The organism is Alteribacillus bidgolensis (genome assembly GCF_002886255.1).
GTDB classification, from domain to species: domain Bacteria; phylum Bacillota; class Bacilli; order Bacillales; family Marinococcaceae; genus Alteribacillus; species Alteribacillus bidgolensis.
This window is the reverse complement of sequence record NZ_KZ614149.1, coordinates 673,114-695,916: the sequence shown is the minus strand read 5'-3', so window position 1 is coordinate 695,916 and position 22,803 is coordinate 673,114. Positions and strand designations below refer to the sequence as shown.

Here is a 22,803-nt window from a genome sequence, read left to right as displayed (position 1 = left end):
TAATTAATTTTAAGAAAACGCAATCATTTATATTTATTCATCTTTTTCAATAGATATTCAACTTTATTTGATTGTCCAATTTAAGTTCTTTTGATTTAATATGTGTCCGTTTTCACTATATGTCCGCTCTTCCATTATCACTTCACCTTTTTTCGTAAATACCAGCACCGTTTGAGAACGTGTACCGTACCCTTTCATTCTAATAAACAAGGGAGACAGTTTTTTTTCAAGTTGTCTGTCCACTCCTGTTTCAGGCAGGTCTTTCTCGTCTGCTTCATTAGTATCAGAAAGCATTTCAAATAACGGTTCAGGCGAAAAAGATGCCGTTTGCTTTTTTAAAATACTGGTGAATTTCTTCTTAGCATCTACTACTTTTGGCCACGGCGTATTTAAAAACGCATTACTCAAACCATAAACACCCTTTTTTAACTTGTGCTTGCTATGCTTGTCCTGGTTGGTTGAATAGTATAATTGGCTACTGTTTCCCGAAATCAAATTGTAACCATCAAAATCCTCGTTGTGTACATTACATTCTTCTAAAAACGTATGCGGATCTTCTGCTTCTAAAAATCCTTTGACAATTTCTCCTCTTGAATACTTGGCAGGGTTCTGTTTTGATGCTCTCACATTGGTTATAGCAGCAAATCGTCCGCTCTCTGTAACCCCCATCCATGTGCCGCCCTTTTCTTTGTCTTTTCCCGCTTTAATTGGAGAACGCGGCCAATGATGAAGAGGAACTGTCGGCCTAGAATAAAATTCATCACGGTTTGCTGCCACAATCAATGGATAATCTTTATGAACACCATACCCAAAAACAATCAGGCACATCTTAACCTCCCTCTATCTCACTCATCATCCGTACTGTAAATTTTCTTTCTTTTTTTAAAAGATTCAAATAAATGGTGGTAGTGAGTAATAAATTCTTCACCTTGTTTCCAGCACAGCAGTACTGAATTTCCTTTTACTTTTGCAGGGAAATCAACCAGCCCTTCATCAATACTTTTGATATAAATCCCGTTTTTTCTAACTGGCTCACGTAACTCTGGGCTTGAATTTCTAAAAAATCGACCGCTGTTTCCAGCAGAAAAATGTCTTCTTGTCTACTGTTCACTTCCTCTAAAGCACCCTTTTTAACAGCCTGAAGATGATGATGAACGGTTTTACATTCGCGCTCTAAAGATTGAAGATGCACCAATTCTTCCCTAACGGACGGGAGCAGATCATTTGCTTCTTGAAGCGTGAAATATTTATTAAACATTTCATACACTCCCCTTGGTATAAATATATCGAAATTCAAGCTTTAAAAAAATAATTTTTTATTTCCGAAACTTATTGTAGATTACATCGTACCTAAATCACACAATAATGAAAAGGGATATACGACGAAACCTGGCAATAAATGATATAATAATACTATCCTACGAAAAACTTATCAGCGCTGTGACCGCTTTATATATAAGCATAAACAGAAAGGAGAGCGCTAAATGGCCCAAGAACAATACAACCATCCTGCGGAAACTAGCGAAGCCAAGGAGAAGGCGGAAAAGTTTTTAGAACGATTTAAAAGCGCAGAAAGTTCCGATGATTTAGTATCCGCACTTGGAGGACTTGGAGAGGCAGAACAACAAAAAGCAGGCGACTCTTTAGATGCTTTAAAAAAGCCTGTTCGTGAAATGATGAACCAAAAAGATAATGAACTCCCGGAAAAACTTCATGAATTAAAAGGCATGGTTGGAGAGCTAGAACCTGATTATTTAAAAGAGGGAAAATGGAAAAAAACCTGGAATAAAATATTAAGAAGAAATCCAATAGAACAATATGCCAAAAAGTACGATACCGTTGAAGCTCAAGTAGAGAATATTATAGAAGGTTTGCTCTCAGGCAGAGATAAACTTCAAGAAGATAACGTTATGCTAGAACAATTAAAAGAGACTGCAAAAGAACGAATATCTGACCTAGAAGAACAGATACAAACTGGTAAAACCTTAAATGAAATGTTAGAAAATGAAATGACAAAAGAAGAATTGCTGGACAACCCGACTGCACTTCAAAAGGGTCAGCAAAAAGTGGTTTCAAGAATAAAAAACATGACCCAGGCAGTAATGGTCTTACAGCAATCTTTAGCTTCGGTCGATTTAATATTAGATAATAATGAGAAATTAGAAGAAGCTATTTTCAATGCCATTACCATGACGAAAAACATCATTACTGTTACGGCCTCTATTCAGCTTGCACTTGGCAATCAGCGTAAAGTGATTAATGCTGTTCAAAGCGTAAATGAAGCCACAGAAAATATGATCTTAAGCAACGCAGAAATGCTGAAAAGCAACACAGAAGACACTTTAAAAACACTAGAAGAACCTGCTGTCGCAATTGAAACCTTTCGAAAAGCATATGAAGATGTGTATGCCGCCATTCAAATGACTGAACAATCGAATGAACGCATCGTACAATCTGGAAAGAAATTCATTTCTGAATTAGATGAACTAAATAACCAAATGAAAACAAAATTGTTGGAATAAGGTGTGCTGAAACCTTTGAACATCGTTTAAGAAGGTGGTCGTGTTGACAAAAGACTGGCTTAGTCATCCCTGGCTCGAAAAGTTTTTGCCGGACCATTTAAAGCCAGTGGATGACCATATCTTTTCTGACGCGTACGGTTTAGTGCTTGTTCAAGAAACAGAAGCAGCGTTGGATCGCTTGATTCAACACGGCAAACAAGTAAAATCTGCGCAAACATTTAAAAAAAATAGTAAAACATTCCATTTTCGTTTGAAAATCAATCAAAAACGGATGAAATTATTAAGCTATGAAACTCCAAAATCAGAAGCAGCAATAAAAAAAAGAATTATTATTGAATACCTTCGTAAAACCCATCTGTCTAAAAACCGGCCAAACCGTTTTAAAGAGGCAACTGTTCAATATATTAAAAATGGCCAGACATTTGTACGGAGTATTCAAAAATCAAGATATTTTGAGGACCTTTTTTATAAATTTGAACTTCTTGATGATGCTCTGTTAGGCGGTTTGATTGAAAAAACATCAGCTAACCCTTCCGTTTCTTCTCTTCCTGATTCTAAGGAAGATAAAGAGTTGATTCAATCTTCAGAGGAACCTTATCCATACATTCGAGAACTTGAAGAATTTTTAGCAAATCACTATGTTAAGCTCGGGAAATTAATTGAAAATCGACTAAAGAGACTGCTAGAAGAAACCGAACGTACTGCAAACGTATATGAATTGCTTGATATAGAGGAAAAATACACTTTAAAGCGGCTGCTTCAAAGAGATGTACCTTCCTTAATTAAGACTTATTTATCTCTTTCTTCGGATTTAAAAACTGCCCAAACAGAACAGCTGTATGAAACGCTCACTAAAATGGAAGTAAACATCCGCATAATAAGAGAGAAGGCAGAACACACAAAAGTAGAAAAGATGGAACAGCTTTTAAAATTATACGAAAAACGGTACCCAGGAAGACAGAATAAGAATATGTTCGATTGATGCTGTGTATTAACCGACAACAATACTTTAAAACTTTATGCCAGACAACGTGAAGACGGGCTGTTTGCCCGCTTCTGTGCACCTATAAAAGAAAACCCTCACATTGGAGGCATGATATCTTATGAACTGGAAAAAACCAGAATTGATTACGGACGATATTTGGATTTCAGATGGATTTGATCTTCACCTGCCCAATAGGACCGGCACTTACATTATTAATGAAAAAGACTTAACATTAATTGACACTGGACCGAGCTTGTCTGTCCCCCGCATAATAAAGAGCATTGAACACTTGGGAAGATCTCTAAACGAAGTTACATATATAATTGTCACTCATGTCCACCTTGATCATGCAGGAGGAGCTGGTCTGCTTTTAAAAGAGTGCCCAAATGCAAAAGTGGTAGTCCACCCCCGCGGTGCCAGACATTTAATTGATCCGGCTCGTCTCGTAAAAGGGGCTCAGGCAGTCTATGGGGAAAGATTCGAATCTTTATTTGATCCAGTTGTTCCTATTGCAGAAGAAAAAGTTATTATTAAAGATCATGAAGAAACACTCTCCCTCTCTTCTGCAAGAACACTCACTTTCCTTGACACACCAGGGCATGCCTCTCATCACTTTAGCATTATAGATTCACACAGCAATGGAATTTTTACCGGGGACACTATTGGTATTCAATATACGGATGCAAATAATCTTCAAAAAGACATTTATTTGCCTTCCACTTCTCCCAATCAATTTGACCCTGACAAAATGGAAGAATCGCTTAAGCTTATTCTTTCATACGAGCCCTCTTCTATATTTTTTGGGCATTACGGAGCTTCTAAAAATATCAATGAAATACAAAGACAAATAAGATTTTGGCTTCCGCACTTTATTCAAAAAGGAAAAGCTGTTAAAGGAGAAGGTTTAGCCTTTGGAGTATTAGCTGAACGATTAGGGCAAGATGTTTTAAGGAATTATTCTTTGCATCACCTTGATGATAATCATCCTCTCGTTACTTTTATTAAAATGGACGCTGCCGTATCAGCAATGGGGATTTTTGATTATCTCTCCAAATAACTTATTCCATTTCATTTTGGGTCTTCTTGCCGGAAGGCCCCTTTTTTTCGTATAATGAAATAAACCTCCCCTTGAGGAAGGGGAATGTTGAAATTTTTCAGCTGATTTCTCTCAAAAAGGCATATACATATGTCCATTAATAATGTGTTAATACTAACCACGCTCTATTATACCTATCCGGAGAAAAGGTATGGCACATTTTATTATTCATATTCGGCGTGTGTTCCTGCACTCCTCTAATTCAAATAGGGAACACGGAAATTCACACCGAGAAATAAACTAAAAAAACGACAACCAAAAGTGAGGGTTTACATGAATCGTACAGAAGCTACTAAACATAAAGGCAGCACCGTCCTGGTTGATAAAGGAATAGAAGGCGTTTTTTATGGCCGTTTAGATGAGGTTTTTACTCCTCCTAAAAAAGCTTGGTCAGGAAAAGTTTTCATCCTCGGAGTAGCCCAAACACCTGAACTGCATGCAGCAGATACTATTGATGAAAAAAAGAATGCTTATGTAACAGTTCCCGGTTCAAAAATCCATTCACCGGATAAGAAATGGGATATGTCTTTTAACGATTCCGTTGTGAAAGCTATACAAACAACTATCAATGAGTTATACACTGCTTCTAAGCAACAATTGGAAACCGCTCAGACATGGAAGGATATTGGTTCCGTTTACGGTCAGATTACTATACCGTCCCTGCCGTTAAACAAAGAGGAAAGTCAAACAGAGGAACAAAATTATATTTATTATCAAATCCAAGAAAATCAAGGAGATGTACATCTAATTGAACCAACAAATGGAGATACGCTGGAGTTAGAAGGCTGTCCATTTGAGCTTGAAATTCAGAAATCAAGTAATATATGGGTTCCGGTTACCTACAAAAACCACTTTACTTTTCAAGACCACAAAGGGAAAGAATATAAAATAAAGAAAAACGATTCGGTAAGAATTCATAAAGAGCAATTTCAGCCCTTTACTATTCTGTTAAACGAATTGGAACACCCTGCACGTAAAAGTCTTTGGCAGAGGATCCACTCTTTTGGATTTGAAAGAACCCACTTAGAAGATTGCCACAATCGTTTATTATATGAACTTTTGCAGGCAGAAGGGACTTCTTCTTTTAAAGGTGTAAATTTCCTTACCTTTCGAAAGCCAGGTAAAACATTACTTATACAGCATCATTACGAACGGATATTACGTACTCACTCCCAAGATTATGTGTTCGATCGGTTCGAATGTACTACTGACAGCGGGGAAAGAAGTATATCCACTTATACAAATGCTTACAGCAAGGACTACGAATCATAATATTTTCATTGAGTATCATAAAAGCTGCAGTGAAGTGTTTCCTGCAGCTTTTTATTTATTGTTTCTTTTATACCATTCAAAAATATTTTGATGCTCATCTGTTTCCATATCGTTTAATTGAAATGTACGGCCCCCAGTAGTTGATAAAATATCTGCTGATAATGTGTACAACTTTCTTTTTTTTTGAAAAAAAGATTGCTGATAAGTAATGGACTGAATTTGATTTTTTGGAAGTATATTACAAGATAAACTAAAAAGTCTCGTTTGTAATACACACTGATTGCGGCGCAGCGTAAAACCACTGTCTTTATATCTGAGCCAGCCCAAATAAGAAAAAGAAAGCGGCAGTATAAAAAATACCCAGCCATTTGGAAGGAAACACATCACCGGAAAAGTGAGCAGCCACCAAATAATCGATGTACGAATAATATAGCGAAGAGCGGCTTTTTTGGGTAAAGGCTGGATTGTTTCTGGCATTTGGGCATAAGGCAGCACTTCTTTCATTAAATGATCTATTTCTTTTCTGCTGCCAAGCGGCAAAAGCAATGTAGAAAGTTGTTCTTCTTTAGAGCCTCCCCCTGCACTGTCGACGTAAATACTCCATACACCAAGCCATTGTCGTATGGGATTGCACACATAGCGCACGCTTGTTATCCGGTTTAATTGCAATGTCAAATGTCTTTTTTCTAATAAGCCTCGAGAAATAATTAATTCTTTATCATTTTTGGAAATCTCAAAGTTACCATATTGAATAACTGTAATGAAGATGGAAATGATCCATGCAATGAATGCGACAACTAGTAATATACCTGTCAAAAAGACAGCTCCCTTAGAAATCAGTACACCAATAGAATTCTCGTAAAATCCACGAGGAAGAAATTGATCAATTTGAGAAATAAGAGCAGCAGCAGCTGAAAAAACAAGGCCTACTTTTCCTGAAGTAAATCCCGCTATTATAATTGATTTTAATGGCACTTTATAATAAAAACTTCTTTCCGTAGACAGTCCGAGTTCTTTTGCCTCCTCACCTTCAGACTGATTTGGTACGTCTACGCTTCTAAGCTGTGTACGAATAAATTGCGCCTCTTTTTGTTTGACTGCTGCTAATTCAACTTCAGGCTCCATCCCTCCGCCTGCAGTTTCAATTTTAACTTTTTCTACTTTCAGCAGTCTATGAAACATTCCGGAAACAATATCTACAGATTGTACTCTATTTTTTCTAATATAACGTTTTTTCTTGATAAAGATTCCTTGTTTAATTCTTAGTTCACCTTCATAAAATTGATACCTAAACGACACCCAGTATAGGAAACTGTACAACAAAATAACGATAATCAGTATAGGAAAAAGCAAAGAGGTAAATCGAGACCCATAACCCGTACCGCCAGCAAATAAAGTTAACAATAAAGGAATCAGTAAATCTTTCACTTTGGAAGTAAACATTAATAAAATGGAGGCGCTATGCAATTTGTACCAATTATTCATCGCTCTCCTCCGTTCCTGCTAAATATGCAATTTTGTCTCGCAGCCTGCTGCCAACTGCTTCTGACAAAGCAGGAATTTCATGAACTCCAGCAGCGGTAGAGATCGTAACCGCCGTCAGTCCATATTTTTTGTAAATCGGACCTTGTTCCGTATCGACGTGCTGAACACGTGTCATCGGAATAAGAGTGTGTCGGATAATAAATACCCCGCGCAGAAGTTCTATCTCTTTGTCATATACTTCATACCGCCACATACTCCACCGTATTTTTGGCAATACAACAATATTCCACAGCCCATATCCAGCAACAAGTATTCCGCTTATCCAAACATAAAACAGCGGAAATTGAAGTCTGTAAGAGAAAAAAAACAATGCAGCTGGTATGATTAATAAAAGCCCGGTTGAGATTACTCCTTTTAAATGCCACACGGATAAAGCTTTTTTTGATATTCGATGTGTTGGTTGACCACGCACTTTTTGCTTCCTCTCTTTTTAAGCATCTTCGTCTGAAATATATATGATAGAAACGCCTTCTTCTTGCAGTACACGTATTACTTTTTCATTTAGGGAGGGATCCCGCAGCAACCCTAAGGATTGTACCAACTCTAATTCTGCAAGTTCACCCGCTTCTGCCTCTTCAATCAGTTCAAGCGCTTCTTCCATTTGTTTTTCTTTTAATATACTTTTTATTTCTTCCTTTGTCATTATGAACACCTCCTGTGTCTTTTCATTCCTTATTACTAATTCGTTTATTTTTAGAAAAACCCGGCTGGCCGCCATATAAAAGGACACCGCCTAAAGATGCGCGTCCTGTGGCAGCGGCGGCATTAGTACATCTTATACGTTGAATGCCGTAGTTTTACTTATACTGTTTTCCAATATAATTTTATACTTTCCTAAGTGTAAAAAAACCGTCTCTATTATTTGCGGGAGACGGCCTTTTCGTTCAAGCTGCACAACATTGTTAACGTCAGCTTATTTTTATTGTTAACCATTATTTCTTCCTTCAGCCATTTTTTCTGTCATTTGTTTCCAAACCGAACCTTTAGCTTCTTCCCCGCCTTCTATTCTTTCAAGAGCCATTTTAGCTTGTAAAGCTACTTCAAATTCCGGATCATTTGCGGCTTCTCTAAGAGGGTCTACTGCTGTTTCATCTCCTACTTCATATAAAAACATAGCCGCTCTCCAGCGTACAAGTTTGTTCTTATCTTTTAATGCATCAATCATTGCAGGAACACCGGCTGTATCACCAATGTCAGAAAAGCAGTCACCTGCTGTTCTTCTAACCGTTACAGATTTATCTTGCATCGCCTGACGAAGAAGCGGTAATACAATTGGTTTTTCAATCATTCCAAGGTATACAACCGCAAGACGTCTAACTGAAGATTTTTCATCTTGTAAAGCTTTCTCAAGCACTGGAAGATCTTCTTCTTTAGGGTCCATTTGTTCTAGTGCTGCATAACGGTTTTTCCAATCCGGATCATCTAGCATGTCTAATGTAACTTTAATGTAACGGCTGGCATTTTTTTGAACCTGTTTTTCACCTGTTAGCGACATGTTCACGAGACGATCAAGTCTTTCTTTCGGATAGGCTGCTGCTATTTCTTCTGCTACTTCCTTACCGATCGACTCTAAATCATTTCCATACCGTACACCATGATCTTCCCATTTTCTTTGCATAACTACATTGTCATTCTCTGTTTGCGCAGCAAAAGCTGCCTCCTGAAACCTTTCTGGCAGTCCTTGTCTTTTTTCTTCATCTGCAGTTGTTATTTTTAATTGCATCGGTATTCCTTTAAAAGCCTGAACTTGAATCTGCACTTCACCAAATGCTTCTCCCTGCTCATTGGACTGCCGGTCTTCTTCAACATCTTCTTCTCCAAAAACTTGCCGAACTTTGGGAAGAAGCGCTTTCCAATCTGATTTAGGATGCCTCTCCACTGCCATAAAGTCTGCGACATGATATACTCCCGTTACACCCTCAATCTCTAAAATTGGCTGAATAAAATCAGGAGCATCCTTTATGTTTTTAGCAGAATAATTGTTGCTTTTCCCTGAAGGCAAGGATTCATCTAATATTAACTTCATTGTATTAGGACTTGGTGTAGGTTCTATAGATACAATTTTCATAGCAGTATAGTAAACTCCTTTCTAAACTTTAAGTTCGTCCCAAACATTCCCACTATATTAGGTAATTTTGATTGTAACATAACCGCAAGATTTTCTTCCAATTTCTAAACCTTCATTGTGAGGGTTATTGAAGCAGCTTTTATCCTGTATAATGGAAGGGTAAAACGTGAAAAACATACGTGAATTTTTATTTATACATAATCAGGGAGGTTATCGTTGTGAAAGTTGCTCTATTATCAGACATACACGGAAATGCCCGAGCTTTAAAAGCGGTACTCAATGACCTAAAAGATAAAAAAGTAGACAAAATGTATATACTCGGTGATTTGTGCTACAGAGGTCCAGAACCAAAAAACGCTTTAGAGACTGTGCGTTCCTCTCCTGCTAAAGTATTAAAAGGTAATGCAGACGAATGGGTAGTGCGCGGTGTTTTAAAAAACGAAGTCCCAGATAATGCTCTGGCTTTGATGAATCAAGAACGCGACTGGACGCTGGAACGACTATCACAAGAAGATGTAAACTATTTAAGCCGACTTCCTGAATCATTTTTAGAGAGTTTTAGTGATTCTGTAATCATGCATGCTTTCCATGCTACGCCAACAAGCTTATTTGATGTAGTTACTGCGGACCATTCAGATAAAAAATTAGAAGAAAAACTATCGTTTCACACAAAGGCAAACATTATTGTTTACGGGCACATCCATACTCCATTTATAAAAACAATCGGGGATAAAACCTTTATTAACACAGGCAGTGTTGGCCTTCCTTTTGATGGTGATCCGCGCCCCTCTTATGTACTTCTTCACATAGAAGATGATGCTTTTTCTGCCTCTATACATCGGGTGTCTTATGATCTGCAAAGAGTTTTAAATCAATATGATGCTAATGATTATCCAAATAGTGAACAAATGAAAGCAGTAGTAAAACAGGGAAAAAAGCCTTAAAAGGAATATGCACCCGGCTGTATTTATATAAGCCGGGTTTATTTTTTGCTTATGACTTGATTCATTCCTTTCATAATATCTAAAAATGCTGCTTTGTCGTTAAAGCGATTGATAATTTGTTGATCTGCATCAAGAATAAAGGTAGTAGGAACTCCCATACACTGGTAACAATCGTACGTATTTGTGCCATTATCTAATAGTACAGGGAAGGTGTAGCCTTCTTTTTCTATGAACTCTTTTGCATTTTCTTCTTTTCCCTCTCTTCCGGTAACGTTTATCGTTAAAAATCCAAGTTGATGTGTATCGAGATAATCATAAAACCTTTGTTTTTGAGATAAATCAATTTGTGAATCCGGACACCACGATGCCCAGAAAGTAAGCATTAGAGGCTTACCTTTATAGGCATGCAATGGAACGGTTTGGTCTGTAAACATATCCTTTAATTCGAAGGAAGGTGCAATCAAAAAAGTTCATCCTTTCTATTCATGATCAGCATGACGCTTTTCTATAATAGGGTGCAGCCGTTCAACTAGCGAAGGGATGGAATGAAACGCATAGATTGTTTTTACAGTATTTTTGTTTTGCACAACTTGTAAACATGGAATACTTTTTATTTTTTCTTTTCTCACGAAGGAAGGAATCGTATTTATATTTGCTTTTACAAAAAGCATGCTATCATATACGTTTTCTAATGCAAACATCATTTGCTCAGCTTTCTTACATGTTCCACATAACGGGGAATAAAGAAATAATACAAAGGGCTCTCCGCTTGCTTTCATATGAAAGATTTGCTTTTCATTTTTTTCAATCATGCCTGCTCCTTTTTAACGAAACAAGGCCTGATTCCTTTAAGAATCAGACCTGCTTCTTCATTTTTTACTTCACATTCTATTTAGAAATTTAAGCCTTGTCAGGCGATACTCAAGCTACTGGTTAAGAAAAGCTTTTACTAACTCTCTTCCATATTCAGGAATGTCCGGCGGCCGGCGGCTTGAGATGAGATGGCCGTCCACTACAACTGCTTCGTCACTCCAAATAGAACCGGCGTTTTTCATATCATCTTTAATACCCGGAGTGCTTGTTACTTTTTTGCCTTGTAACACATCAGCTGATATTAAAACCCAGCCTGCATGGCAGATTTGACCGATAATTTTTTTGTTGGCATCCATATGTTTTACCATATCGATTACTTCATCAAAACGTCTCAGCTTATCTGGAGCCCAGCCCCCCGGAACTAAAATGCCGTCGAAATCCTCAGGATTAATATCGGAAAAACCAGCTTGTGCTTCAGCAGGTACACCGTACTTTCCGTGGTAGGTTTTTCCTTTTTCTTTACCCGTTAACACCACCTCTGCTCCTTCTTCTCTTAGACGCATTACAGGCACCCAAAGCTCTAAATCTTCAAAATCCTCATCTACTAGTGCAATAATTCGTGTTTGTGATAATTGCATCATATACTCCTTTCATTTATAACGTCTCTTCCCATTTTCATATATTTTTCCCAGATCATCAAGGTACGAAGCTAAAATTTCTTACTGCCTCTTCTCCCGATTGAAAAGCTGCATCCACGTTTTCTTCTGCTATCACCGTTTTTTTCACAGCCTTTCCGTGAATGGTTACTTTTAGCGGTGAACGAAGAGGAAAAGGGGTGAGTTGAATTTCATTTGTGGAGATGAACTGTGCCTGAATCGTTTTATAGTCAAGAAATTCGAAAGTATGTCGAAAGCCGTTTTTAAACCAGCTTATTTCTTCGTCTTCCCTAGCTCCCGGATCATTCATACACGCATATAAAGACAGATCATCACAAAATTGCAGCAGCCTTAGATGAAAAGATTCCTCAGAATGTGTTTGTAATTCACGTAATTTCTCCTGCCGTTTTTCTTCTTCTTTTAAAAATGATACAGCTTTTTTTGATGTATTGTTTTTAAAAAAAGATGCATAATGTAAACTATTAAGCAATCCGCTGTACGCATTCTTTTTAACCACTGTCTGTATCCCCTGCTGATAAGCGGTTATTTTTTCTTTTTCAGGGTAATCCGTAAAAGAATATGGTTTATTTTGTTCTTTATTCATTATTGGGCTGGCATCAAGCGGTATCCACGCCCTGTCATGTTCTCGTACTGCAAGCAGGAGAGCCTCCCATACTGAACTCTTTTCTACTGAGCGATCACCCCAGTTTTTTAATATTTCATAAGATATTCTGGCATGCTCATGCTGAGGTATCATTTCAAAGTAAGATTTATACTCATTTACAATCATTATACTCTCCCCCTTAGTACATTCATACCCATTATTCATTTACATAAAAACCTTCCCGCAGGAAGGTTAAATAAGAAAATTAAACAGGCTTTCTTCTTTATTTATTTCATTGTAATGGAAACCTTTTTTCTGCATGCGATCAATTAAAGGCAGATAATCTTTATTGTCGGTCAATTCAATACCAACTAAAGCCGGGCCGTTTGATTTATTATTTTTTTTCGCATATTCAAACCTTGTAATATCATCGTCTGGTCCCAAAACTTCATGAAGAAATTCTCTTAGTGCACCAGCCCTTTGGGGAAAATCAATAATAAAATAATGCTGCAGCCCTTCGTAGCGGAGAGATTTTTCTCTCATTTCTTCCATTCTTCCAATATCATTGTTTCCACCACTTACAACGCAAACAACTGTTTTTCCTTTGATCTCCTCTTTATAAAAATCGAGTGCTGAAATAGGCATAGCACCAGCTGGTTCTGCGACTAAAGCATTTTCATTATATAACTCGAGTATCGTAGTACAAATTTTCCCTTCCGGCACAAGAGAAATATCGTCTATTACAGATTGACATACTTCATATGGAATATCCCCTACTCTCTTAACAGCAGCACCATCTACAAATTTATCAATTTTATCAAGTTCTACTACTTCATTACGAGCGAGTGATTCTTTCATTCCCGGAGCGCCTGCAGGTTCTGTCCCGATAATTTTTGTATTGGGAGAAATGGACTTTATATACGTGCCGATTCCAGATATCAGCCCTCCTCCTCCAATTGAACAAAACAAATAATCAATCGCCTCTTCTATATCATTCATAATTTCCATCCCCACTGTTCCCTGTCCGGCAATGATTTTCTCGTTATTAAAGGGATGGATAAAAGCCATATCGTTTTTTTCACCGTAAGAATTTGCTTGTAGATACGCATCATCAAAAGTATCCCCCGTCAAAATAACTTCTACAAATTCTTTTCCAAACAATTTTACCTGTTCGACTTTTTGACGAGGCGTTGTCGTAGGCATAAAGATTTTCCCTTTAACTTGAAGAGCTTTACACGAATAAGCAACTCCCTGAGCATGGTTCCCAGCACTAGCACATACTACACCATTTTCCATACTTTCCTTTGGAAGACTATGCATGACATGAAAGGCTCCTCTAATTTTAAAAGAACGAACGACCTGTAAATCTTCTCTTTTTAAATAAACATTAGCATCATAACGCTCCGATAACACTTGGTTTTTTTGCAAAGGTGTATGTGTTACAACATCTTTTAGTGTCTGATTCGCTATAATGATGTCTTCAATATGAATCTTACCCATCTTCATTATCCTTTCCACACTGTCCTAGTTGTTTATATAATCTTTTCCCTAATAAGTTCAAATTTTTTTCACACAATAAAAACAGTACCTATTATAACATTTTTTTAGATGGTTAAAAGCTGACAGCGCCAATTGATAATTTCTGCATCACCCTATATAATAAAATTGGATAATCATTAACTTATTTCGTTACATACTACAATAAAAATAAAAAGGAGGCGCTTTAATGAATAAATGGATGACAGCAATCTTTACTGCTGTGGTTTTAACACTTGTACCTTCTAACGCATTTGCATCCGTTAACGGCTGGAATGATGCAGAACCGATGTTTATCACCGTACTTACCATACTATCGGTGATCACCATTTTTGTATTTATTTATTTAATGTTAAGAGATAACGGATAAATAATGGGCCTTACCTGAACAAGTTTGACATTCAGGCAAGGCCCTTTTTTTGATGTTTTATCCAGCAAGGTTTTGGTAAAATAAAAACGTAGATTATAACTTTCAACAAGGAGGATCGTCCAAATGAATGAAATGCTTAAAAAAGGTTTTTTTCTAGGTTTAGGGGCAGCAGCCTATGGCAAAGAAAAGATACAAAACTATGTTGATGATCTCGTGACGAAAGGAAAAATTACTCCTCGTGAAGCAGAACAATGGAAAGAGGAGTTCATTCAAAAAGGCCGCGACACAGAAATGGAATGGTCTAACCAAGCCAAAGAAAAAATGCAGGAATCTTTTAAAGAAATGGGATTAGCAACTGCAAAAGATGTAGAAGTATTAGAAAAAAAACTTCAAGAGTTAGAACAAAAATTAGAATTCAACTTAACAAATTCTTTTAAGGAAAACAAGGAATGAATTGTTCATTAACTAGTATCATATCCTGCTGAAGCTCTAGAAAGGAATTTTCAAATGGCTTTAACCCGTGGACTAAAACATGCTAACCGTTACCGAAAAATTGCTGCCACACTAGCCCGGCACGGATTTGGCTATATATTACAAGAAGTTGGACTATTTCATATATTATCCCTCCCTAAAAGACTAGCCGCTGACTCTAAAGATGTTAATACTCACTCGATAGGAAAAAGAGTCCGGCTAGTTGTTGAAGAGTTAGGCCCTACCTTTATAAAATTAGGGCAGCTTATAAGCACTAGAAAAGACATTTTTCCTCCTTCGATCATTGAAGAATTAGAAAAACTTCAAGATGAAGTTCCACCGTTTCCCTTTGAATATAGTAAACAAATTATTGAAAATGATCTAAGCTGCTCATTAAATGATGTATTTTCACACTTTTGTGAAGAACCTCTAGCTGCAGCATCTATTGGCCAAGTCCATTATGCAGTCCTCCATGATGGACGTGAAGCTGCAGTAAAAGTTTCTAGACCGAATATTAAAGAAATAATGGAAAAAGATATTGATATTCTTCGCGACCTAGCCAAATTGTTTACTCAAAGATTTCATTGGGCACGTTACTACCGGCTGCAAGATATTATTGAAGAATATGTGGATGCTATTCGTGACGAAGTCGATTATTATGTAGAAGCAAGAAATACTGAGAAAATGAAAAATAATATGGCCGGCTTTTCAAAAATTGAAATACCTGATGTATTAGAAGACTATTCTAGCCGGCGTATATTGACAATGTCATTTTCACGAGGAGTTAAACTGTCTGAACTTAGAGATACAAAAAAAGATTTTAATAAGAAAGGACTTGCTCGTACATTAACCGATTCCTTTTTGCACCAAGTTTTAGTGAACGGATTTTTTCATAGTGATCCTCACCCTGGGAATATTATTTTCACGGGATATGATACAGCAGCCTTTATTGATTTTGGGCAGATTGGCCGCTTGAACAAAGCAATGAGAAAACAATTTATTAATTACATTATTGCTATGACAAAAAAACAGCCAGACCTTGTAGCTAGTGCTATTTATGATATGGCAGACATCCCTAATGCTATTGATGATGATCAATTTGCAGAAGATGTTGAATATCTGTTATTTAAGTATTACGACCGGCCTTTTAATGAGGTTCGTATTGGTGAAGCAATTAATGATATTTTTTCCACGGCTCACCGATATGAAATTCAAATTTATAAAGAGTACACGATGCTTGCCAAAGCCATTATTACTCTTGAAAGCGTAGTAGAACATCTTGATCCAGAGCTTAGTATTGTAGAAGTAGCGGAGCCTTATGGAAGGATGCTGGCAAAAGAAAGATTAAATCCGAAAACAAAGGTAAGTGAATGGCTAAAAGAAGGCCAGAAACAAAAAGAATACTTATTAGACATTCCACGCGAGTTACGCGCTGCTCTTGAAAAATTAAACAACAGCCATGTTGGTGTGGAAATGAAAATCCCAAAAATCAATATCTTTCTTAATAAGTTAGACAGAATCAGTAACCGGCTTTCCTTTAGTATAATCTTGTTAGCATTCAGCATTATTATGGTTGGATTAATTATTGGATCTACTTTCGGCGATTCGTCATCACCGCTTGTCCGTTTACCTGTCATCGAAATCAGCTTTATAGCTACATTTTTAATGTTTCTGTGGCTTTTATACGCTATATTTAAATCAGGGAGATTTTAGCTATTTAAAAAGGAAAGCCAGCATGTAGATAGGCAGGCTTTCCTTTTAATTAATTTTCTTTATCTGTTTCAATAGGGAGATCATCATACGTTATCCAATCACTCCAGCTTCCGGCATATAGTCTCGCATTTTCATACCCTGCCTCTTTTAAAGCAAGTACATTAACACAAGCAGTTACCCCTGAGCCGCAATAGGAGAAAATATCATCTTCTTTAGGCAGATCTTTAAAATAAGTCTTTAATTTATTTCTGTCTCTCCACTTTCCACTTTCATCCAACACGTTCTTCCAAAAATAATGCCGTGCTCCTGGGATATGTCCAGCAATACCATCTATATTGTCACGCTTTCCTTTAAAGCGATCTTCATCTCTTGCATCGATAAGAGCAGCAGTCTTATCTTGCAGTACCAGCTTAACTTCTTCTAAATGAACGAGCAAACGCGGCTCGATTTCAGGCAGGAATACTTTTGGCTCATAGGTTGGTATGTGCTGTTCTACCGGTCTTTCTTCTTCCTTCCATACAGAGAATGGCCGGTCTAACACATAAACATCTTTGTGTCCTAAAAACATAAGCATCCACCAAAACCTGGCTGCCATTGCACCACCTTGATCATCATACGCTACTACTTTAGTGCTTTTGTCTATCCCACAATTAGATAACTTTTCCGCAAAGTCATTCATATCTGGCAGCGGGTGGCGGCCTCCATGATTTTCTTCTTCACCAGACATATCCTTTTCTAAATCAAAGTAAACTGATCCTGGGATATGCCCTTCTTTATAGAGGTCCCTTCCTTTATTGGGGGCATCTAAATGAAACCGACAATCAACCACTCTATATTCCTTTTTGTTCAACTGTTGTTCTAGCCACCCTGAAGTTACAAGATAACGCATAGTCTCCTCCTGTACTAGATAAGTCAAATCGCTCTGAAAAATGTGTTTACAACCAATTTAAGTTAGATTATATATTATTTTAATTGATTTGTTATTCCTGTCAAAATGTAATCAATAGACTGTATCATTTCACGAAACCTTTTTTCTTTCGTATCAGTTTGAAAGGCCAGCACAGAAGAAATAAGCAGATTTTCATGGGTATCTTCCATTTGTTTTATATAAAAATAATCAGGCTTGTCTTCTATTATCCACTGTTCCGCTAAAGGCTTCCACTCATCAGCACAGGCTTTAACTTTATCAGCAAAAGGCTTCACACATTCATAAAAATCAGGAGTATTCTCCTTATCTTCTTTTATTTTCACATATGACTGAAGTGCTTCATTGTTAAGCTTCCTCAGTTCCTCTGTCCGCTCATAAAGCTTGTTTTTAATCTCTTTAAGCATATTATTATCTGGGCCCCCTTAGCTACATATCTTACCAGCAGGACCTAGGCTTATCAAATAATACAAAACGTTGAAATAGTATTTACATGATTCTCATTGCAGAGAGAATACTAGTTAAAACCCGTTTATCTTTTTTAGTCTGTTTCTCCAGCTCAGTCATTGCCCAAGTTTCCTTTTTATCCTCTAGCTTGTACAGTCTGTCCTCAATTTTTTGCAGCTGCTTGTTTACAGATCTTATCTCTTTTCGATGTTCCATTAATTGAAAAGATACAATGTCATCAGCTTTACTAGAAACCATCCTTTCTAATATTTTAATCTTATCTTCCATATTCGTTATTCTTTCCGTAAGAACATTTGTAGTGACAGGAGGTTCTTTTTTTGTATTTGTAGAGTTGAGCTGGCGGTTTTGTTCTTTAATTTCATTAAATAAAGGGAGGTGTTTTTCTTCAAAACAATAGTGGCCGTATTGATTAACTGAATAAGGAATGTCGTGCTTTTTCACCCATTTTAAAACGGTTCCAGCAGAAACATTTAATTGATCCGCCACATCTTTCGTTTTATATAATTTTTCTTTCATCCTTATCCTCCTTCATTTAGTAGGTTCTTATGATTTCGTAGTAAAGGAGGGAATACCCTGCTGCTGTGACAGAACTAGTGTTGTTTCGAGTAAGAAAACAGAAATTATCTTTTTTTCTACATATCCTCCTTTTTAGGTGGAATAAATCCTATAATAGTGGGGAAATTAAGCGGCAAGGAGGGTATCGAATGACGAAAAAGAGCGGAGAAAAAAAGCGTAATCAACATAACACGGAAAAGCGAAATGTTGGTTATGGAGATAAAAAATTAAAAGGTCCGAATGAACCAAAAACGTGAAAAAGCTCCGGTCCAGCCGGAGCTTTTTTTATTCTTCATCTTCGGTATTGTCATGCAGTCGTTGAGCAACCGTTTCCGGCTGAATAGCGGAAAGAAGGACATGGTCACTATCAGCTAAAATAATACTTCTCGTTTTTCTGCCGTTTGTTACATCAATAAGCATTTTTCTTTCTCTTGCTTCCTGAATGAGACGTTTAGTTGGAGCAGAATCAGAGCTGACAATAGATACAATTCTTTCTGGTGGCATCATATTTCCAAATCCAAGATTAACCGGCTTATCACTCATTATATCCCTCACTTTCTCTTCCGTACTTATCGTAACATGACCATACCCATGATTGTCCAATTTAAGTGCATCTTAATACTTTCATCCTGTTCTTTAACGTAATAATATATGCTAATATAAAGGGATGACAAATGTTTTAGAAAAGCTTGGCTTGCCGCCAAATCCAAATGCAGAAGTCATAGTTTTGCTTAAACTTTGATCCTTTAACAAAGTTAATCATTCCTAAAGTATATAAAAAAGGAAGTGTCGAGAGATGGCCTTTCGTTATCCTAGCGGAAAAAAATATGCAGCTTCCTCTGCTTCTACAATCAGCTCCACTAATAAAAGCTTTGGAAATAGGGGGATGTCTTTAGAACAAGATTTAAATGAAACGAATATATATTATCAATCGACAGGTCAATGTGTAATACATAAAAAACCGACCCCTGTCCAAATTGTCAACGTTGATTATCCAAAAAGGAGTGCGGCCAAAATAACCGAAGCATACTTCAAGCAGCCTTCCACCACCGATTATAATGGTATTTACCGGGGAAAATATATTGATTTTGAAGCAAAAGAAACGAGAAATAAAACGTCTTTTCCGTTTAACAATATTCATGTTCATCAAGCAGAACACATGAAAGCTGTCATGAAACACGAAGGGATTGCTTTTCTTATTATACGTTTTTCTAAACATAATCAAACATACCTTTACGATGCTTCTCATTTTAGCTGGTGGTATTTTGAACAATCGGACCGAAAATCAATCCCTAAGGACGATATTGAAAGAGACGGTCATTTAATTCCAGAAGGGTATGCCCCCCGCTTAGATTACCTTTCCACGATCGATAAAATTTATTTTTAGGTGTAACTTTTTTTCTGAATACGCGTCTAATGATACGCATGTTGTAGGAGGATAAACGAACATGCAAGCGGCATCTATAAGAAAGGAAGAATTCAAAAAATGAGCGACAATTACCGTTCAAGACAAGAAAGACGCAAAGCACAAGAATCTGCAAAGCGCAATCATAAAAAGCCTGATAAAGAAAAACAACCGAAACGCTCCATCTGGCGTAAAGTCTTTATTTCACTCCTCATAGCAGGAATTATCTTACTTACTGCTGGAACAATTACAACGGTTGCTATAATCAGCAAAGCTCCTGCCCTTGATCCAGATGAACTTGTTTTTTCACAAGCTGCTGAAATTTATGATCAAAATGGAGAGGAAATCACAAGACTGCAAGCAGGAGAAAACAGAGATTTAATTGATATCAATGAACTCCCTGAGCATGCTAAATCTGCTTTTGTAGCGATTGAGGATGTACGCTATTATGATCACTTTGGAATAGATATCCGCCGTTTGTTTGGTGCGCTCGCTGCAAATATTACAGGCGGTTTCGGAGCAGAAGGGGCAAGTACGATAACGCAGCAAGTTGTAAAAAATGCTTTTTTATCCACGGATAAAACCATTACTAGAAAAGTTCAAGAACAGTACCTTGCTATACGTCTTGAGCAGCAATACAGTAAAAATCAAATACTCGAAATGTATTTAAATCTAATTTATTTTAATCAAGGTGCATACGGGATTGGTGAAGCTTCTAAGATTTATTTTAATAAATCTGATATTACAGAGCTTACTATTGAAGATGCAGCTTTATTAGCAGCCATTCCACGAAGACCAAGCTATTACGATCCTACTCAGAACCCAGATGCTGCACAAGACCGGCGCGATCGAGTGATAGATTTAATGGCAGAACATAACTTTATTTCCGACGAAGACGCCCAGCAAGCTAAAAGTGTTTCAGTAGAAGAGCAGCTTGATTTTTCACCTACCGAAGAAGGCGTCGTTTACGACTCTTTCATTACTCAAGTCCAAAATGAACTTGAAGAAGTGGATGGAATTACGTCTTCTGATATTTATTCGAGCGGCCTAAAAGTACACACAACCTTAGATACAAATGCTCAAGATTTTGCAGAAGAAGTAATACAAACAAATCAGCATATTAACAACTACCCAGAAAATGATGATTTTCAAGTCGGGTTTACCCTGCTTGACACCCAGACTGGTGCTATAAAAGCGATGGTGGGAAATCGTCAAGGCCAGGACGTGGCTAGAGGGCTGAACTACGCTGCCCGTTCCAATGCCCAGCCAGGTTCTACCATCAAACCATTATTGGATTATGGTCCTGCCATTGAACATAACGAGTGGTCCACGTATCATCAATTAGAAGATGCACCTCATCAGTATTCAAACGGGCAAGAAATCACGAACTACTCTGGGAATTATGCAGGAAATGTTAGTATGCGTGAAGCTCTTGTTCGCTCATTAAACATTCCTGCTGTTAAAGCCCTTCAGCAAACAGGACTAGAAGAAGCTGGTGATTTCGTTCGTGGATTAGGTATTCCAATGGAAGAAGTAAACGAAGCTGCAGCACTTGGCGGAGTCAATGAAGGTGTATCCAGCCTTGATATGGCTGGCGCATACGCAGCATTTGGTAATAATGGACAGTATACAGAACCTTACGCTGTTAGAAAGATTGAATTTCCAGATGGCCGCGAAATTAATTTAGAACCAGAATCCACCTCTGCCATGAGTGATTATACAGCTTACATGATTACTGATATGTTGAAAGACGTTCTAACAGACAGTAGAGGGACAGGTCGTGCAGCTAATATACCCGGTTTACCTGTAGCAGGAAAAACAGGAACGACCAACTTCACAGATAAAGAGCATCAACAATTTAACATACCATCAGGCGGTGACCCTGATGTATGGTTTTCTGGGTATACCACGCAGTATACAGCTTCTGTATGGACAGGATTTAGTGGAAGAAGAGGGGAAAATTATCTCATCAATGATGAAAGTGATATTGCTAAAGAGATTTTCCGGCTTATTATGAGTAATGTATCAGAAGATATAGACACTCCTGATTTTGCAAAACCAGATTCTGTAGAAGAAATACAAATTGAAAAAAGTACTGGAAAACGAGCAAGTCCGTTTACACCTTCTTCTGAGGCTATCACAGAACTCTTTGTAAAAGGAACAGGCCCTGAAGAAGTATCCAAAGAATTTACAACTCCAAGTGAAATTAATGGGTTAAACGCAGTTTATAATGAAGAAACAGATGAGATACAATTAAGCTGGAATTATGATGAAGAAGAATTAGAGGGCAGAGCCTTTGAAATTGAACATCGGGTGGATAATGAAGATTATCAGTCCATCAATACACAAAATGAAATGACTTATTCGCTTTCCAATCCTGAAAAAGGAACAACACATCAATTTAGAGTTACCGTGATCAATCAAGAAGGTCCAGACGATTCCAGTGACTCAGCTGAAGTTCAGGTCAGCATACCTGATTCCGATGAGCTTGATGAAGAATCAGACGAAAACCAAGACCAAAATGAGGAAGACGAAAGAGAAAACGACGAAGAAGCGCCAAGTGATAATGATATACCAAATGAGGACGGTAGAAATAATGAAAATGAAAATGGGAATGAAAATGGGAATCGGAACGACAATGGGAATGGGAATGAAAACGGTAATGGAAATGGAAATGATGAAAACGATGAAGATCCATTAGAAGACCTCCCATTAGACGATGACGATGAAAATGAAAACAATAATGAAGAAAATGCAGAAGAAGACAACAATTCGGAACCGGATACTGACGATGACGAGGCAGATAATGACTAATACTAAAAGCCACCTGATAAGCTCTATCAAACAGCTTACCA

General features: G+C 37.4%; 24 protein-coding genes and 1 pseudogene. 10 read left to right on the top strand and 15 right to left on the bottom strand.

What is annotated here, in order from left to right; translation table 11 throughout:
• Positions 1 to 63: 63 nt before the first annotated feature.
• The gene (locus CEF16_RS03685; protein ID WP_091579809.1) at positions 64 to 828 is read right to left on the bottom strand and encodes an NRDE family protein; all 765 of its coding nucleotides are present in this window, start codon (positions 826 to 828) and stop codon (positions 64 to 66) included.
• 17 nt (positions 829 to 845) lie between these two features.
• A pseudogene (locus CEF16_RS03680) lies at positions 846 to 1,258 on the bottom strand (DUF2203 family protein).
• A 226-nt stretch (positions 1,259 to 1,484) separates the two neighbouring features.
• On the opposite strand from CEF16_RS03680, the gene CEF16_RS03675 reads away from it, so the two are divergent.
• From CEF16_RS03675 to CEF16_RS03660, 4 genes are all read left to right on the top strand, one after another.
• Complete coding sequence (locus tag CEF16_RS03675; RefSeq protein WP_091579806.1) at positions 1,485 to 2,522, top strand: toxic anion resistance protein; 1,038 nt, start codon at positions 1,485 to 1,487, stop codon at positions 2,520 to 2,522.
• A gap of 43 nt (positions 2,523 to 2,565) precedes the next feature.
• Positions 2,566 to 3,504, top strand: a complete 939-nt coding sequence (locus CEF16_RS03670; RefSeq protein ID WP_091579803.1) for a hypothetical protein — start codon at positions 2,566 to 2,568, stop codon at positions 3,502 to 3,504.
• A 121-nt stretch (positions 3,505 to 3,625) separates the two neighbouring features.
• On the top strand, positions 3,626 to 4,564 hold the full coding sequence (locus CEF16_RS03665) for an MBL fold metallo-hydrolase (protein ID WP_091579800.1): 939 nt from the start codon (positions 3,626 to 3,628) through the stop codon (positions 4,562 to 4,564).
• Between the two features lie 312 nt (positions 4,565 to 4,876).
• A complete protein-coding gene (locus tag CEF16_RS03660; RefSeq protein ID WP_091579798.1) occupies positions 4,877 to 5,875 on the top strand; it encodes a DUF2777 family protein in 999 nt (332 codons plus the stop codon).
• Positions 5,876 to 5,926: 51 nt separating this feature from the next.
• Here CEF16_RS03660 and CEF16_RS03655 read toward each other — a convergent pair whose 3' ends face one another.
• From CEF16_RS03655 to CEF16_RS03640, 4 genes are all read right to left on the bottom strand, one after another.
• On the bottom strand, positions 5,927 to 7,360 hold the full coding sequence (locus CEF16_RS03655) for a PH domain-containing protein (protein WP_091579795.1): 1,434 nt from the start codon (positions 7,358 to 7,360) through the stop codon (positions 5,927 to 5,929).
• Complete coding sequence (locus tag CEF16_RS03650) at positions 7,353 to 7,832, bottom strand: PH domain-containing protein (RefSeq protein ID WP_091579792.1); 480 nt, start codon at positions 7,830 to 7,832, stop codon at positions 7,353 to 7,355. Before CEF16_RS03650 ends, CEF16_RS03655 begins: the two co-directional genes overlap by 8 nt.
• Before the next feature lie 18 nt (positions 7,833 to 7,850).
• The gene (locus CEF16_RS03645; RefSeq protein WP_091579791.1) at positions 7,851 to 8,063 is read right to left on the bottom strand and encodes a hypothetical protein; all 213 of its coding nucleotides are present in this window, start codon (positions 8,061 to 8,063) and stop codon (positions 7,851 to 7,853) included.
• Positions 8,064 to 8,345: 282 nt separating this feature from the next.
• Positions 8,346 to 9,488, bottom strand: coding sequence for a conserved virulence factor C family protein (locus tag CEF16_RS03640; protein ID WP_091579788.1), 1,143 nt, complete (start codon positions 9,486 to 9,488; stop codon positions 8,346 to 8,348).
• A gap of 218 nt (positions 9,489 to 9,706) precedes the next feature.
• On the opposite strand from CEF16_RS03640, the gene CEF16_RS03635 reads away from it, so the two are divergent.
• Complete coding sequence (locus CEF16_RS03635; RefSeq protein ID WP_091579785.1) at positions 9,707 to 10,432, top strand: metallophosphoesterase family protein; 726 nt, start codon at positions 9,707 to 9,709, stop codon at positions 10,430 to 10,432.
• 38 nt (positions 10,433 to 10,470) lie between these two features.
• Here the strand turns inward: CEF16_RS03635 and CEF16_RS03630 are convergent, their stop codons facing one another.
• From CEF16_RS03630 to ilvA, 5 genes are all read right to left on the bottom strand, one after another.
• On the bottom strand, positions 10,471 to 10,896 hold the full coding sequence (locus CEF16_RS03630; protein WP_091579783.1) for a TlpA disulfide reductase family protein: 426 nt from the start codon (positions 10,894 to 10,896) through the stop codon (positions 10,471 to 10,473).
• Positions 10,897 to 10,911: 15 nt separating this feature from the next.
• Complete coding sequence (locus CEF16_RS03625; RefSeq protein WP_091579780.1) at positions 10,912 to 11,244, bottom strand: thioredoxin family protein; 333 nt, start codon at positions 11,242 to 11,244, stop codon at positions 10,912 to 10,914.
• Between the two features lie 114 nt (positions 11,245 to 11,358).
• Positions 11,359 to 11,883 carry a type 1 glutamine amidotransferase domain-containing protein gene (locus CEF16_RS03620; RefSeq protein ID WP_091579777.1) on the bottom strand — a complete coding sequence of 175 codons (525 nt, stop codon included), beginning with the start codon at positions 11,881 to 11,883 and terminating at the stop codon, positions 11,359 to 11,361.
• 58 nt (positions 11,884 to 11,941) lie between these two features.
• Positions 11,942 to 12,691 carry a DUF3891 family protein gene (locus CEF16_RS03615; RefSeq protein WP_170031554.1) on the bottom strand — a complete coding sequence of 250 codons (750 nt, stop codon included), beginning with the start codon at positions 12,689 to 12,691 and terminating at the stop codon, positions 11,942 to 11,944.
• A 66-nt stretch (positions 12,692 to 12,757) separates the two neighbouring features.
• A complete protein-coding gene (gene ilvA, locus CEF16_RS03610; RefSeq protein WP_091579772.1) occupies positions 12,758 to 14,005 on the bottom strand; it encodes a threonine ammonia-lyase IlvA in 1,248 nt (415 codons plus the stop codon).
• 226 nt (positions 14,006 to 14,231) lie between these two features.
• Here ilvA and CEF16_RS03605 point away from each other — a divergent pair, with 226 nt between their 5' ends.
• The 3 genes from CEF16_RS03605 (at position 14,232) to CEF16_RS03595 (ending at position 16,595) form a co-directional block, all read left to right on the top strand.
• Positions 14,232 to 14,411: a hypothetical protein gene (locus CEF16_RS03605; RefSeq protein WP_091579770.1), complete on the top strand. Its 180-nt coding sequence runs from the start codon at positions 14,232 to 14,234 to the stop codon at positions 14,409 to 14,411.
• Positions 14,412 to 14,534: 123 nt separating this feature from the next.
• Positions 14,535 to 14,864 carry a phasin family protein gene (locus CEF16_RS03600; RefSeq protein ID WP_091579767.1) on the top strand — a complete coding sequence of 110 codons (330 nt, stop codon included), beginning with the start codon at positions 14,535 to 14,537 and terminating at the stop codon, positions 14,862 to 14,864.
• A gap of 54 nt (positions 14,865 to 14,918) precedes the next feature.
• Positions 14,919 to 16,595 carry an ABC1 kinase family protein gene (locus CEF16_RS03595; RefSeq protein ID WP_091579765.1) on the top strand — a complete coding sequence of 559 codons (1,677 nt, stop codon included), beginning with the start codon at positions 14,919 to 14,921 and terminating at the stop codon, positions 16,593 to 16,595.
• 49 nt (positions 16,596 to 16,644) lie between these two features.
• Here CEF16_RS03595 and CEF16_RS03590 read toward each other — a convergent pair whose 3' ends face one another.
• From CEF16_RS03590 to CEF16_RS03575, 4 genes are all read right to left on the bottom strand, one after another.
• On the bottom strand, positions 16,645 to 17,484 hold the full coding sequence (locus tag CEF16_RS03590; RefSeq protein ID WP_091579762.1) for a sulfurtransferase: 840 nt from the start codon (positions 17,482 to 17,484) through the stop codon (positions 16,645 to 16,647).
• Positions 17,485 to 17,558: 74 nt separating this feature from the next.
• Positions 17,559 to 17,927: a YppE family protein gene (locus CEF16_RS03585; protein ID WP_091579760.1), complete on the bottom strand. Its 369-nt coding sequence runs from the start codon at positions 17,925 to 17,927 to the stop codon at positions 17,559 to 17,561.
• A gap of 82 nt (positions 17,928 to 18,009) precedes the next feature.
• Entirely contained in the window at positions 18,010 to 18,504 is a 495-nt protein-coding gene (locus CEF16_RS03580) for a helix-turn-helix domain-containing protein (RefSeq protein WP_091579757.1), read from the bottom strand.
• A gap of 324 nt (positions 18,505 to 18,828) precedes the next feature.
• Positions 18,829 to 19,086: a DUF370 domain-containing protein gene (locus CEF16_RS03575; RefSeq protein WP_091580728.1), complete on the bottom strand. Its 258-nt coding sequence runs from the start codon at positions 19,084 to 19,086 to the stop codon at positions 18,829 to 18,831.
• A gap of 253 nt (positions 19,087 to 19,339) precedes the next feature.
• Here CEF16_RS03575 and recU point away from each other — a divergent pair, with 253 nt between their 5' ends.
• The gene (gene recU, locus CEF16_RS03570) at positions 19,340 to 19,930 is read left to right on the top strand and encodes a Holliday junction resolvase RecU (RefSeq protein ID WP_091579755.1); all 591 of its coding nucleotides are present in this window, start codon (positions 19,340 to 19,342) and stop codon (positions 19,928 to 19,930) included.
• A gap of 99 nt (positions 19,931 to 20,029) precedes the next feature.
• On the top strand, positions 20,030 to 22,762 hold the full coding sequence (locus tag CEF16_RS03565; protein ID WP_091579752.1) for a penicillin-binding protein 1A: 2,733 nt from the start codon (positions 20,030 to 20,032) through the stop codon (positions 22,760 to 22,762).
• The last annotated feature ends 41 nt before the right edge of the window (positions 22,763 to 22,803 follow it).

Coding starts and splice junctions, on each gene's coding strand:
- CEF16_RS03685 (WP_091579809.1), bottom strand. CDS start 828: ATGTGCCTGATTGTTTTTGGGTATGGTGTTCATAAAGATTATCCATTG.
- CEF16_RS03675 (WP_091579806.1), top strand. CDS start 1,485: ATGGCCCAAGAACAATACAACCATCCTGCGGAAACTAGCGAAGCCAAG.
- CEF16_RS03665 (WP_091579800.1), top strand. CDS start 3,626: ATGAACTGGAAAAAACCAGAATTGATTACGGACGATATTTGGATTTCA.
- CEF16_RS03660 (WP_091579798.1), top strand. CDS start 4,877: ATGAATCGTACAGAAGCTACTAAACATAAAGGCAGCACCGTCCTGGTT.
- CEF16_RS03655 (WP_091579795.1), bottom strand. CDS start 7,360: ATGAATAATTGGTACAAATTGCATAGCGCCTCCATTTTATTAATGTTT.
- CEF16_RS03645 (WP_091579791.1), bottom strand. CDS start 8,063: ATGACAAAGGAAGAAATAAAAAGTATATTAAAAGAAAAACAAATGGAA.
- CEF16_RS03640 (WP_091579788.1), bottom strand. CDS start 9,488: ATGAAAATTGTATCTATAGAACCTACACCAAGTCCTAATACAATGAAG.
- CEF16_RS03625 (WP_091579780.1), bottom strand. CDS start 11,244: ATGATTGAAAAAAATGAAAAGCAAATCTTTCATATGAAAGCAAGCGGA.
- CEF16_RS03620 (WP_091579777.1), bottom strand. CDS start 11,883: ATGCAATTATCACAAACACGAATTATTGCACTAGTAGATGAGGATTTT.
- CEF16_RS03615 (WP_170031554.1), bottom strand. CDS start 12,691: ATGATTGTAAATGAGTATAAATCTTACTTTGAAATGATACCTCAGCAT.
- ilvA (WP_091579772.1), bottom strand. CDS start 14,005: ATGGGTAAGATTCATATTGAAGACATCATTATAGCGAATCAGACACTA.
- CEF16_RS03605 (WP_091579770.1), top strand. CDS start 14,232: ATGAATAAATGGATGACAGCAATCTTTACTGCTGTGGTTTTAACACTT.
- CEF16_RS03600 (WP_091579767.1), top strand. CDS start 14,535: ATGAATGAAATGCTTAAAAAAGGTTTTTTTCTAGGTTTAGGGGCAGCA.
- CEF16_RS03595 (WP_091579765.1), top strand. CDS start 14,919: ATGGCTTTAACCCGTGGACTAAAACATGCTAACCGTTACCGAAAAATT.
- CEF16_RS03590 (WP_091579762.1), bottom strand. CDS start 17,484: ATGCGTTATCTTGTAACTTCAGGGTGGCTAGAACAACAGTTGAACAAA.
- CEF16_RS03585 (WP_091579760.1), bottom strand. CDS start 17,927: ATGCTTAAAGAGATTAAAAACAAGCTTTATGAGCGGACAGAGGAACTG.
- CEF16_RS03580 (WP_091579757.1), bottom strand. CDS start 18,504: ATGAAAGAAAAATTATATAAAACGAAAGATGTGGCGGATCAATTAAAT.
- CEF16_RS03575 (WP_091580728.1), bottom strand. CDS start 19,086: ATGAGTGATAAGCCGGTTAATCTTGGATTTGGAAATATGATGCCACCA.
- recU (WP_091579755.1), top strand. CDS start 19,340: ATGGCCTTTCGTTATCCTAGCGGAAAAAAATATGCAGCTTCCTCTGCT.
- CEF16_RS03565 (WP_091579752.1), top strand. CDS start 20,030: ATGAGCGACAATTACCGTTCAAGACAAGAAAGACGCAAAGCACAAGAA.